The organism is Domibacillus aminovorans (assembly GCF_001643235.1).
GTDB lineage: Bacteria > Bacillota > Bacilli > Bacillales > Domibacillaceae > Domibacillus > Domibacillus aminovorans.
Genome location: NZ_LQWY01000005.1, coordinates 77,361 through 89,929 on the forward strand (window position 1 = coordinate 77,361; position 12,569 = coordinate 89,929).

The 12,569-nt window shown below is 42.9% G+C and carries 11 protein-coding genes; 9 read left to right on the forward strand and 2 right to left on the reverse strand.

The annotated features are described in order from the left end of the window. Positions 1-148: 148 nt before the first annotated feature. Positions 149-598, reverse strand: a complete 450-nt coding sequence (locus AWH49_RS02480; RefSeq protein ID WP_018394157.1) for a universal stress protein — start codon at positions 596-598, stop codon at positions 149-151. Between the two features lie 193 nt (positions 599-791). Between AWH49_RS02480 and AWH49_RS02485 the strand changes: the two genes are divergently transcribed. Together AWH49_RS02485 and AWH49_RS02490 are read left to right on the forward strand one after the other, a co-directional pair. Further along, positions 792-1,472 carry a metal-dependent hydrolase gene (locus tag AWH49_RS02485; protein WP_063964532.1) on the forward strand — a complete coding sequence of 227 codons (681 nt, stop codon included), beginning with the start codon at positions 792-794 and terminating at the stop codon, positions 1,470-1,472. A 159-nt stretch (positions 1,473-1,631) separates the two neighbouring features. Then, positions 1,632-2,945, forward strand: a complete 1,314-nt coding sequence (locus AWH49_RS02490) for a DRTGG domain-containing protein (RefSeq protein WP_063964533.1) — start codon at positions 1,632-1,634, stop codon at positions 2,943-2,945. Between the two features lie 39 nt (positions 2,946-2,984). Here the strand turns inward: AWH49_RS02490 and AWH49_RS02495 are convergent, their stop codons facing one another. Further along, a complete protein-coding gene (locus AWH49_RS02495; RefSeq protein WP_026221714.1) occupies positions 2,985-3,293 on the reverse strand; it encodes a YtpI family protein in 309 nt (102 codons plus the stop codon). A gap of 95 nt (positions 3,294-3,388) precedes the next feature. On the opposite strand from AWH49_RS02495, the gene AWH49_RS02500 reads away from it, so the two are divergent. From AWH49_RS02500 to pfkA, 7 genes are all read left to right on the forward strand, one after another. Then, positions 3,389-4,324, forward strand: a complete 936-nt coding sequence (locus AWH49_RS02500; protein ID WP_034286317.1) for a DHH family phosphoesterase — start codon at positions 3,389-3,391, stop codon at positions 4,322-4,324. Between the two features lie 95 nt (positions 4,325-4,419). Further along, on the forward strand, positions 4,420-7,677 hold the full coding sequence (gene dnaE / locus AWH49_RS02505) for a DNA polymerase III subunit alpha (RefSeq protein WP_082862645.1): 3,258 nt from the start codon (positions 4,420-4,422) through the stop codon (positions 7,675-7,677). A gap of 95 nt (positions 7,678-7,772) precedes the next feature. Beyond that, positions 7,773-9,011, forward strand: coding sequence for an NADP-dependent malic enzyme (ystJ, locus tag AWH49_RS02510; protein WP_034286314.1), 1,239 nt, complete (start codon positions 7,773-7,775; stop codon positions 9,009-9,011). Continuing rightward, on the forward strand, positions 9,012-9,551 hold the full coding sequence (locus tag AWH49_RS02515; protein WP_051927817.1) for a FadR/GntR family transcriptional regulator: 540 nt from the start codon (positions 9,012-9,014) through the stop codon (positions 9,549-9,551). It begins immediately after the preceding gene. A gap of 37 nt (positions 9,552-9,588) precedes the next feature. Next, the gene (accD, locus tag AWH49_RS02520) at positions 9,589-10,449 is read left to right on the forward strand and encodes an acetyl-CoA carboxylase, carboxyltransferase subunit beta (RefSeq protein WP_063964674.1); all 861 of its coding nucleotides are present in this window, start codon (positions 9,589-9,591) and stop codon (positions 10,447-10,449) included. Next, positions 10,446-11,417, forward strand: coding sequence for an acetyl-CoA carboxylase carboxyl transferase subunit alpha (gene accA, locus AWH49_RS02525; protein ID WP_034286313.1), 972 nt, complete (start codon positions 10,446-10,448; stop codon positions 11,415-11,417). Before accD ends, accA begins: the two co-directional genes overlap by 4 nt. A gap of 174 nt (positions 11,418-11,591) precedes the next feature. Then, positions 11,592-12,551, forward strand: coding sequence for a 6-phosphofructokinase (gene pfkA / locus AWH49_RS02530; RefSeq protein ID WP_018394147.1), 960 nt, complete (start codon positions 11,592-11,594; stop codon positions 12,549-12,551). Positions 12,552-12,569 lie beyond the last annotated feature (18 nt).

The following is a 12,569-nucleotide window of genomic DNA, read 5'->3' on the forward strand; positions in this document are numbered from 1 at the left end:
GAGTGGCGGATTTTTTGATGCTGAAAATGATGGCGATTCGTTATACCCAGAGAGAATGGCTCGCGACTATTGGAGTTTACTCATGCTCAATTTCAGTTATTCAGATAAAAAACCGCCGTCCATTTTGTGGACGGCGATTTTTTTACAGTTATTCAGCTGCTTCATCTGTACGAACGATTAGCACATCACATTTTGCAGCACGTGTAATATGTTCAGAAACACTTCCAATTAAGAACCGTTCCATTGCATTCAAACCTGTTGCTCCACAGACGATGAGATCAGCTTGTACTTGTTTGGCTATATCTTTTGGAATAATGACTTTCGGGGAACCAAATTCTGTAAATGTATTGACTTGCTTGACACCGGCATCTGTAGCTTCTTTTTTGTACTCATCGAGAAGTTCTTTGCCGTATTTTGTTGCACGTTCTGCAATCGAGCGGTCATAGGCTTCAATTGCGGCGAATGAGCGTGTGTCGATGACGTGAACAAGATTTAAGGCAGCTTCATTCCGTTTGGCAATTTCAACGGACTTTTTAAATGCCCATTCTGCTTCTTTTGAACCATCAACCGCTACTAATACATTTTTGTACTTTAACATAAGTCATTCCCCCTTCTATCTTTATTGTACAATAAAACAGATAAATAGAAAGCAAAAACTACGAAAAGTTCCACAATTTTACTGATTAATTTACAGTTATTTACTAAAAAATAAAAAGGTGTGTGTCCGGTTTTATTGACTAAATAAAGGGAAAAAGAAAATGATAAGAGACAAACTAAAAGGGGATTAAAAAATGAAAATATCATTTCACGGACATTCAGTCGTTAAAATTGAATCAAACGGTAAAAAGATATTGATTGATCCGTTTATTACCGGCAATGAACTGACCGATTTAAAGGCAGAAGAACAAAATCCGGATTTTATTATTTTGACACACGGTCATGGCGATCATGTCGGGGATACGGTTACGATCGCGAAACGAAGCGGTGCGCTCGTTATTGCAGTAAATGAGCTGGCGCTATATTTACAGCATCAGGGCTTAAATACGCACCCAATGCACATTGGCGGCAGCAGGGAGTTTGAATTTGGCAAAGTAAAATTTACACCGGCATTTCACGGTTCTGGTCTGGAGCAGGAAGACGGTACATTCTTATACATGGGCATGCCGGCGGGTGTCCTCGTTATGAATGATGGTAAAACGGTGTATCATGCAGGAGATACAAGTATATTTTTAGATATGAAATTAATTGGCGAGCTTCATCCAATTGATCTGGCATTCTTGCCGATTGGTGATAATTTCACGATGGGACCTGATGATGCGGCGCTCGCAGCAGAGTTTTTAAAGGCGAAAACGGTTGTGCCTGTTCATTATAATACGTTCCCACCAATTAAACAGGATCCAAACAAATTTATAGCAAAATTAAAAGCAAGTAATGGAAAAGTAATGAAACCAGGGGACTCTATTCAACTGTAAGGAGAGGGCTGTCTCATTTGAGGCGTCTTCTTTTTTTTGACGCTCTTTTGTTCTATAATAGAATATAAAGATCAAAGGCTATATTTGCGGCATCATGCCGCAACACCTTTGTGACCCATATCTTGTGGGCCCAAGTGCGGAAAGGGACGGGTGGATCAGTTGGTAACTAAACACGAACAAATTCTTCAACACATCGAGGAATTGCCGATCGGTGAAAAAATTTCCGTCAGGCAGATCGCGAAGGTACTTTCATTAAGTGAGGGGACAGCTTATCGAGCGATTAAAGACGCGGAGACAAAAGGGCTTGTCAGTTCAATAGAACGGGTCGGGACCATCCGGATTGAGCAAAAAAAGAAAGAAAATATTGAAAAGCTGACGTTTGCTGAAGTCGTCAATATTGTCGATGGACAAGTACTAGGCGGACGAAATGGATTACATAAAACATTGAATAAATTTGTCATTGGCGCGATGCAGCTCGAAGCGATGATGCGCTACACGGGACCTGGCAATTTACTGATTGTTGGAAATCGTGTAAAAGCACATGAGCTTGCTCTCCAGGCAGGGGCAGCTGTCCTCATTACAGGCGGATTTGAAGCAGGGGAGGAAGTAAAGAAACTTGCTGATGATCTTGAACTGCCGGTTATATCAACAAGCTACGATACGTTTACTGTTGCAGCAATGATTAACCGGGCGATTTACGATCAGCTCATCAAAAAAGAAATTGTCCTCGTCGGCGACATTTTTACACCGGTAGAAAGCAGTGTTTTTTTAGAACTCGGTGATACGGTTGGTCACTGGCTCGATAAAAACCAGGAAACGTCGCATAGTCGTTTTCCAGTTGTAGATGAAAATTTGAAGGTATTCGGCATCGTGACGGCGAAAGATATTATGGGAAATGGCCGTGAAATCATGATTGATAAAGTAATGACGAAGCATCCAATTACGGTCACGATGAAAACAAGTGTGGCGTCTGCTGCTCATATGATGATCTGGGAAGGCATTGAATTATTGCCGATTGTTGATGAGCAGAGCCGGCTGCAAGGCATCATTAGCCGCCAGGACGTGTTGAAAGCGATGCAAATGGCGCAACGTCAGCCGCAAACAGCGGAAACACTCGATGATACGATCGCGAAACAGCTTATCCTGCCCGAAGATCGAGAAGCAGGAAACATATATCAATTTGAAGTGACACCGCAAATGACGAATCATCTCGGGACGATATCCTATGGTGTTTTTACAACCATTGTGACAGAAGCAGCAAAAAGGGCGCTCCGGGCACATAAGCGCGGAGATCTCATTGTAGAAAATATCACCATATACTTTTTGAAGCCCGTGCAGATGGAATCAAAACTAGACATTTATCCAAAAGTGATGGAAATTGGACGGAAATTTGGGAAAGTGGATGTAGAAGTGTACAATGCGGGTGTTCTTGCAGGCAAAGTCATGATGATGTGCCAGCTTATTGACAGATAAAAAAGCAGACTTTGAATCAGTCTGCTTTCAGAGCGAATATTAGCGGTCCAATTCATCTGCTTCAGATTGAGCAAATGGCAAGTAATGCTTGTACATTTTATATCCCGCAATCATGCTGGCAAATCCGTATAAAATGAAAACCGCGGCGACGATATAAGCAACGGTTGTTTGCTGAATGAGCAATGTGTTAATACCGAAAAAGCCGACGAACAGTCCGAGCGCCATGCTTGATTTGGCGGATAGCCATTTTCGCTCCATCGGGCGTCTGCTGCGGACATACTGTACTTTGTAAAAAAGGTAAAAAACAAACGCTAATACAATAATAACGACAAAAAAGAAATTGGGCATGAATAAAATACCTCCGTTTTTAAACTCTTGTTCATTGTAACGGGAAAACAGAGGGATTTCCACCCAGAATCCACCTTTAGAGAAGGAGAAATCACGTGAAACAACACATTATTGACAAAATTAAAGAGTACGATACGATCATACTTCACCGTCACGTGCGCCCAGACCCGGATGCATACGGCTCACAAGGAGGACTGGCGGAGATTATAAAAGCAACATTCCCGGAAAAAACAGTCTTTACAGTCGGTGAAGAAGAACCGACACTTTATTTCATGCGGCGTCTCGATCAAATTGATGACAGCGTATATGAAGGAGCACTGGTTATTGTGTGTGACACAGCAAATCAAGCGCGCATTTGCGACCAGCGTTTTAAACTAGGCAAAGAAGTGATTAAAATTGACCACCATCCGAACGAAGACCCTTACGGGGACCTGCTCTGGGTTGATACGGACGCCGCTGCGTGCAGCCAGATGGTTTACGAGTTATATAAAACATCTGACGGTCAGTTGAAAATGAGTAATGAAGCAGCCCGTCTTTTATATGCTGGTATTGTAAGTGATACAGGCCGTTTTCTATATTCTTCAACAACGATTGAAACGATGCAATATGCCGGTGAATTAATGCAATATGACTTTAACCGTCAAGAACTATTTAACGGTATGTATGAAAAAGAAGCACATGTACTGAAAATGGAAGGCTATATTTTGCAAAACTTTAATATGGATGAGTCGGGTGTAGCGGAAGTACGAATATCAAAAGAGCTGCTTGAAAAGTTTAATGCGACGCAGGCTGAAACATCGCAGCTCATTAGTATTTTAAATGGTGTAAAAGGCATTCGGGCATGGGTATTTTTCATTGAAGAGGATGATCAAATCCGTGTTCGCTTCCGTTCAAAAGGAACCGTTATTAACAGTCTTGCTGTGAAATATGGCGGCGGCGGTCATCCACTGGCAGCCGGTGCAAGTGTTTATTCATGGGAAGAAGCTACAAATGTCTTAAACGATTTAAAAGCATTGATTATAGAAAGATAAAGTGAAACTTCATTCAAGTAAGGAGGATTCTGTCTCCTTCTTTTTTTACGAAAGCAAGAACGTACATTCACTATATATGGAAAGGAGCGGAGGATGTGTTTATTCATCTTGAAACAGAAACAGCTTTTAGCTTTCGGTCATCGACCTTAATGCCTGAATCACTGGCTAGAAAAGCGAAACAATCCGGATGCAGTGCTGTCGCATTGACAGATTACAACACGCTTCACGCAGCCATTCCATTTTACCAAGCATGTTTAGCATTAGGCATTAAACCAATTCTTGGATTGAAAGCTGTTATTCAATCGAAATCTAGGAGCGATCAGTCGTTTCCGCTCCTTTTATATGCGAAAAACGAAAAGGGATTTTCCCAACTTGTGAAAATATCGAGTGCCATTCAAACGAAGGTGAAAGATGGGCTCCCTTTAAAATGGTTGGAGGCCTATGCTGATGGATTAGTAGCGGTACTCCCAGGAATAGACGGTGAAGTGACAGAAGATGCAGCGGCTTATTTTAATGAGTTATTTGAGCACTTTTATATCGGTATTCGCGGTCGTACATCTGAACAAAGAGTAAGAGAGATTGCAGCAACTTTTACGATCCCGCTTGTAGCGATCGGTGATGTTCAATATACAGAAAAAACAGGTGCATTCGCATCGCGCTGTCTGCAGGCTATCCGTGACAATAGACTGCTCGAAATAGAAGATGAAATAATAGAACCAGCCAATGCATTTGAATCATTTAATGAGATAAAAAGGAAGTTTCAGGACAATCCTGAAGCGATTAAAAATACAGAGGAAATTGCGCGGTTATGTGAAGTTAAGCTGTCATTTGATGAGCGACTTATTCCATCAATTCCACTCAAAAATGGAGAAACGGCAGATTCTGTACTAAAAAAATTATGTCTCGAAGGATTAAAACAGCGAGATGACGTGTACATGGACCGGATTAAATATGAATTGTCAGTCATTAGCGAGATGAAGTTCAGTGACTATTTTTTAATTGTTCATGACTTTATGTCATACGCAAAAAAACAAGGCATTTTAACTGGGCCGGGCCGTGGTTCTGCTGCGGGTTCACTTGTCGCTTATGCACTCGGGATTACAACGGTCGATCCGATTGAGTTCGGTCTTTTATTTGAACGGTTTTTAAATCCGGAGCGTGTGACGATGCCTGATATTGATATTGATTTTCCAGACAATCGACGGGATGACGTGATTCAATACATTGTCGACAAGTATGGCGCGCTTCATGCAGCACAAATTGTCACGTTTGGCACATTATCAGCGAAAGCAGTCATGCGGGATGTGGCACGTGTATTTGGATTTGAGACAGCGGAACTCTCTCGTCTTTCGAAGCTCATCCCATCCACTTCGGGGACGAAGCTTTCGGATACGGACTTAACAGATTGGATAAATGAGTCACCTGTTCATGAACGTATTTATAGGACATCTATACTACTTGAAGGACTGCCACGCCATACGTCGACGCATGCAGCGGGTATGATTATATCGGAAGAACCGCTGACAAACCGCGTGCCGATCATGGATGGGCATGATGGTGTATATTTAACGCAATATGCGATGGACGCACTCGAATCAATCGGGCTCTTGAAAATTGATTTGCTTGGGCTGCGTAATTTAACCATTATCGAACGTATTCAATCGTCCATTAAACGTGCGACAGGGAAGTTAATTGATTTCAATTCGCTGCCGCTACATGATGAATTGGTGTTTAAACTGCTTGGCAAGGGAAAAACAGCAGGTATTTTTCAGTTTGAATCAGACGGTATGAAAAATGTACTTATGCAATTAAAACCGGACCGTTTTGAAGATATGGTGGCCGTCAATGCTTTGTACCGGCCGGGTCCAATGAGTCAAATCCCTGTTTATATAAAACGACGCCATGGTGCGGAGCAGGTCAGCTATATGCATCCAGTTTTAGAAACCATTTTAAAGCCAACGTACGGCATTATTGTATATCAAGAGCAAATTATTCAAATCGCGGTTGAACTGGCTGGTTTCACGCCCGGTGAAGCGGATATGCTTCGCCGGGCTGTCAGCAAAAAGAAAAAAGAAACGCTGGAAGAAGAGCGGCGCCATTTCATTAACGGTGCACGCCAAAAAGGAATTGGAGAAAACATTGCATCCACTGTGTATGATTTCATTGTCCATTTTGCTGATTATGGATTTAATAGAAGCCATGCAGTCGCCTATAGTATGATCGCTTACTGGCTTGCCTGGCTGAAAGCACACTATCCTGCACATTTTCTGGCCGAGCTTTTACAATCTTCTGTTGGCAATGAAGATAAGTTTCGACAATATATGGCGGAAGCAGCTGAATATTCGATTCCGTTTCTCCCACCGTCTGTTAATAAAAGTGGCTATTCATTTCAAACGGCGAAAGAAGGAATCCGGTTTGGACTCGTTCCGGTGAAAGGTATCGGTCAGTCTGCCGCCAAAGCTATTATTGATGCAAGACGAAACGAGTCGTTTAAAGATTTATTTGACTTTTGTCTGCGCGTGCCGCTCCATATCGTCAACCGGAATGCCATCAAATCGCTTATTGTCTCCGGCGCAATGGATGAGTTTGGAAAAGATCGGGCTGTCTTGCTTGCGAGCATTGATGCGGCACTTGAACATGCGGCGCTTTTAAATCCGGATGAAGGGAGCTTGTTTGAAGGACTGGACCTCTCGTTTAAACCAAAATATACGGAGGCAGACGAAATGCCAGTGGATGTGAAACTAGAAAAAGAGAAAGACGTGCTCGGCGTCTACATTTCTGATCACCCGATTGCAAGACGGCGGCCATCGTTAACAGCGGCTGGTGCAGTTCCGCTCATATCCATTCCAATAAACCGCCAGGTTCAAGCTGGCGGATTGATCGGTGCCATTCGTGAAATTCGGACGAAAAAGGGCGATAAAATGGCTTTTATAAACGTAATGGATGAGACAGGAGAGCGGGACGCGGTCCTATTTCCAGAAGTGTACCGGAAATACGCAACGACTATTGAAAAAGGGACTGCCGTGTTCATTACTGGTTCAGCAGAAGAACGAAATCATACGGTGCAGCTTGTTGTCCAAATGATTCAGCTGCTGGACGAAGGTTTGAATCAAGCGCTTGAAGAGAGGCAGACATTGTACATTAAAGTGCCAGAAGGACCTGGAACGGATCAACTGGCAGAGCGAGTATATGAATTATTGCTCGATTCTCCGGGGCGTACGTCTGTTGTCATTCATTATGAACGAACGAAAGAAACGGTGCGGCTCGGTAAAAAATATTTTGTTTCACCAGGAGAACATCTTGTGCATGCATTGAGTAAAGAATGTGGGACGGAAAATGTCGTGCTGAAGTAGCTGTAACTACTTTACAATTTTACGATAATCGTATAAAGTGTTATAGTAAATCATGTGGTCTGACCACTTGAATGAATATACGGGAGAGATGAGAAATGTCCAATCGCGAAGATGCTCTGCACATGCACAGAGAGAACCAAGGGAAACTGTCCACAGGTATTAAAACACCAGTGAAAAATGCACATGATTTGAGTCTAGCGTACTCACCAGGTGTGGCAGAACCATGTAAAGAAATTTATGAAAAACCAGAAACCGTGTATGATTATACGATGAAAGGTAACATGGTAGGGGTTGTTTCCAATGGGACTGCTGTACTTGGGCTAGGCAACATTGGTCCCGAAGCAGCTTTGCCGGTTATGGAAGGGAAAGCTGTTTTGTTTAAAAGCTTCGCGGGGGTAGATGCATTTCCAATCTGTTTAGATACGATAGATCCTGAAAAAATTATTGAAACAGTCAAATTGATGGAGCCAACATTTGGCGGTATTAATTTAGAAGATATTGCAGCACCGAACTGTTTTATTATTGAAGAGCGGTTGAAAAAAGAAACGAATATTCCTGTTTTCCATGATGATCAGCATGGTACAGCGATTGTTACTACGGCAGGACTTATTAATGCGCTTAAAATAACGGGACGTAAATTGGCTGATATTAAAGTTGTTGCAAATGGTGCGGGAGCTGCAGGTATTGCGATCATTAAACTATTGACAGGTTATGGCGTGCAAAATATCATTATGTGTGATTCACGTGGAGCGATTTATGAAGGCCGTCCAGAAGGAATGAATCCTGTCAAAGAAGAAGTCGCGAAATTCACAAACCGTGAGAAGCAAGCAGGAAATCTGGCGGACGTTATTCAAGGTGCAGATGTCTTTATCGGGGTATCGGTTGCCGGTGCGCTTACGAAAGAAATGATCGAAACGATGAACAAAGAACCAATTATTTTTGCCATGGCGAATCCGACGCCGGAAATTATGCCAGAAGAAGCAAAAAAGGCTGGTGCAAAAGTAATCGGAACAGGTCGTTCAGATTTTCCAAACCAAGTCAATAATGTACTCGCATTTCCAGGCATTTTCCGCGGTGCATTGGATGCACGCGCAACGCATATTAATGAAAAAATGAAGCAGGCGGCTGTCGAAGCAATCGCTGGACTTATTGAAGAACATGAACTTCATTCAGATTATGTCATTCCAAGTCCGTTCGATGCACGCGTGGCACCAGCTGTTGCAGCAGCAGTAGCAAAAGCCGCGATGGAGACGGGTGTCGCTCGTTTGAAAGTGGACCCAGAAGAAGTGCGTGAAAAAACGATTCGATTATCGTTAATTGGCAAAGGCGAATAAATGACGGAATCAAAGCGTCCGCCATCAAAGTTTGTGGCAGCTATTTCACATATTCAAGAGATAATTAAAGCGGATCGGATCAAACGGGGAGATAAACTCCCATCCGAGCGTGAATTATCAGAGCGGCTATCCATTGGCCGCTCTTCTGTTCGCGAAGCATTACGTGCACTTGAACTTCTCGGCTTGATTGAAACAAGACGGGGAGAAGGAACATACCTTCGTGATTTTAAAGACCATCAGCTGGTTCCGTTAATCGGTACATTTATTTTTAACGATGACCAAAAAAAAGAACACATTCACGATATGAAAGCCATTTTAGAATTGGGTTGCCTCGCCCTATTGGCCGTGCAGCCTGATTTTAATCAAAATTCATTTAACTATACAGAGGCGGCATTTCATGAGTTGATGGATGCTTCGGGCAATAGCCTGCTGAAAAAAATGTGGCTGATCATTTCTGACTATGGCGGTGATAGCGGTGGACAAGCAGATGAACGTTTAACCAAGCTTTTATCAGGAATTAGACACATCAATCACTCATAAGGATGATTAAAGGGGTGGGACAGTGGCAATAAAAGATATGTTTACAAAACAAAAACCAAAAAAGAAAAAGTATGCAACAATTCCATCAGAGGCGGCCAAACAGGACGTACCAGAAGGCATTATGCAAAAATGCCCGAAGTGTAAAAAAATTATGTATAAGAAAGAATTGAAGAAAAATCATCAAGTTTGTCTCGGCTGTGGCTATCATTATCAAATGACTGCGTATGAGCGTATTGAATCACTTCTCGATGAAGGATCATTCCGTGAACTAGATAAGGACCTTTCAACAACCAATCCGCTTAATTTTCCAGGCTATGATGAAAAAATAGCAGGTGACCAGAAAAAAACGGGTATGAACGAAGCGATTGTGACCGGTGTCGGTTCGATTGACGGACACGAAGCAGTATTTGCGATTATGGATGCGTCTTTCCGAATGGGCAGCATGGGTTCAGTCGTCGGTGAGAAAATTGCCCGCGCTGTTGAAGAAGCCATTTGTCTTCATATTCCATTTATTATTTTTACAGCTTCAGGCGGTGCACGTATGCAGGAAGGCGTTTTGTCCTTGATGCAAATGGCAAAGACTGGTGCAGCATTAAAACGGCTCAGTGACCGCGGAGGACTTATTATTTCTGTTATGACTCATCCAACAACAGGTGGTGTGTCCGCAAGCTTTGCATCACTAGGTGATTATAACTTTGCAGAACCTGGTGCATTAATTGGTTTTGCCGGCCGCCGCATCATCGAACAGACGATTCGAGAAAAGCTGCCGGAAGACTTTCAAACAGCTGAATTTTTATTGAAATGTGGACAACTGGATGCGGTTCTTCACCGCAGTGCTATGAAAGAAAAGTTATCCTTTTTACTCGACATTCATCAACCAGGCGGTGATAAAAAATGACGGGACTTGAATTTGAAAAACCGGTCCGTGATCTGCAAGAAAGAATTGCGGAACTCAAAAACTTTACTTCCACGACTGACATTGATTTGTCAGATGAAATTACCAAGCTGGAGCTCCGGTTAAAAAAGCTGGAAGATGATATTTATAACAGTATGACACCTTGGGATCGTGTTCAAATGGCGCGCCATCCAAATCGTCCGACAACACTTGATTACATATCGCACTTATTTGAAGATTTTTTTGAACTACATGGCGATCGGACGTACGGGGATGATGCAGCGATTGTCGCTGGTGTCGCCAAATACCATGGCATTCCTGTGACAGTGATTGGTCATCAGCGTGGGCGTGATACGAAGGAAAATATTAAACGTACATTTGGCATGCCTCACCCGGAAGGATACCGGAAAGCTTTGCGCTTGATGAAGCAGGCGGAGAAATTTAACCGTCCGATTATTTGTTTAATTGATACGAAAGGAGCATATCCTGGTAAAGCAGCAGAAGAACGAGGACAAAGCGAAGCCATTGCCCGCAATATTTTTGAAATGGCCGGTTTCCGCGTTCCGATTATATGTATTGTTATTGGTGAAGGTGGAAGTGGCGGAGCGCTTGCGCTTGGTGTCGGAGACCGTTTGTTTATGCTTGAAAATTCTACGTATTCCGTGATTTCACCGGAAGGCGCAGCAGCTTTATTGTGGAAAGATGCGTCACTTGCAAAACAAGCTGCGGAAACGATGAAAATTACTGCACTAGATTTGCATTCACTTGGTATTATCGATAAAATTATTCCTGAAGTGCGCGGTGGTGCACATCGAGATGCATTAGGCCAGGCCTTATTGATTGATGACGTGCTAAAGCCGGCGCTTCATTCGTTGCAGATAATTGATTCAGATACGCTTATCGAACAGCGATATGAAAAGTATAAGCAGATCGGCGGTTATGCCGAAGAAAAAACCGGCCCAAAAGGATAACCTTTTCGGGTCGGTTTTTTGGGGGCTTAAAACGTCCCGAAAATTGTTTTTTTTTCGTTGTGAACGCTTACTTTTTGAGTAAAGATTGTGAAGCAGAAAACGTTCTGTTATCTTAAAAGAAGATGTGCATAAGAGAATTGTGACTGACAATAATGAACTAGAGGTGAAAGAGTGATGAAAAGAATTGGTGTATTAACAAGTGGCGGGGACGCTCCAGGAATGAATGCAGCCGTACGGGCGGTTGTTCGTAAAGCGATTTATCATGAAATGGAAGTGTTCGGTGTGTATCAAGGGTATCTTGGCTTGATGAATGGACAAATTCAACAATTGGACAGGGGTTCTGTTGGTGACATCATTCACCACGGTGGTACAGTACTTCGTTCTGCGCGCTGTCTCGAATTCAAGACGCTCGAAGGACAAAAAAAGGGAATTAAGCAACTTGAAAAGTATGGAATTGAAGGGCTTGTCGTGATCGGCGGTGATGGATCATACCGTGGCGCAAAAGCATTGACCGAGCACGGATTTCCGTGCGTAGGTGTTCCAGGTACAATTGATAATGATATTCCAGGAACAGAATTTACAATTGGTTTTGACACAGCACTCAATACCGTTATTGATGCGATTGATAAAATTCGAGATACAGCAAGTTCTCATGAACGTACGTTTGTTGTCGAAGTAATGGGCCGTCACGCCGGCGACCTTGCTCTTTGGAGCGGGCTTGCTGGAGGCGCAGAAACGATTTTAATTCCAGAAGCATCATACGACATTAATAGAATTGTTGCAAAGCTGAAGCGAGGACAGGAGCGAGGCAAGAAACATAGTATCATTGTCGTAGCAGAAGGGGTCACGGATGGTAGAGAACTTGGTAAAGTTATTGAAAAAATGACAAATTTCGATACGCGTGTATCTGTGCTTGGTCATATGCAACGCGGCGGTGCACCATCAGCAGCGGATCGTGTTCTTGCTAGCCGTCTCGGTGCCTATGCAGTAGAACTGCTTATGGAACATAAAGGCGGACGTGCTGTTGGCATAGAACGAAATCAAATTGTTGATTATGATATTATAGAAGCGTTAGCAAAACCACATAAAATTGATCAACGTATGTATGAGTTGTCGCAAGAGCTGTCGATTTAATGAAAAAACAGGAGGAAC

Excerpts from the sequence above, each read along its gene's own strand:
- AWH49_RS02480 (WP_018394157.1), bottom strand. The coding sequence starts at position 598 with ATGTTAAAGTACAAAAATGTATTAGTAGCGGTTGATGGTTCAAAAGAA.
- AWH49_RS02485 (WP_063964532.1), top strand. The coding sequence starts at position 792 with ATGAAAATATCATTTCACGGACATTCAGTCGTTAAAATTGAATCAAAC.
- AWH49_RS02495 (WP_026221714.1), bottom strand. The coding sequence starts at position 3,293 with ATGCCCAATTTCTTTTTTGTCGTTATTATTGTATTAGCGTTTGTTTTT.
- ystJ (WP_034286314.1), top strand. The coding sequence starts at position 7,773 with ATGTCCAATCGCGAAGATGCTCTGCACATGCACAGAGAGAACCAAGGG.
- AWH49_RS02515 (WP_051927817.1), top strand. The coding sequence starts at position 9,012 with ATGACGGAATCAAAGCGTCCGCCATCAAAGTTTGTGGCAGCTATTTCA.
- accD (WP_063964674.1), top strand. The coding sequence starts at position 9,589 with ATGTTTACAAAACAAAAACCAAAAAAGAAAAAGTATGCAACAATTCCA.
- accA (WP_034286313.1), top strand. The coding sequence starts at position 10,446 with ATGACGGGACTTGAATTTGAAAAACCGGTCCGTGATCTGCAAGAAAGA.
- pfkA (WP_018394147.1), top strand. The coding sequence starts at position 11,592 with ATGAAAAGAATTGGTGTATTAACAAGTGGCGGGGACGCTCCAGGAATG.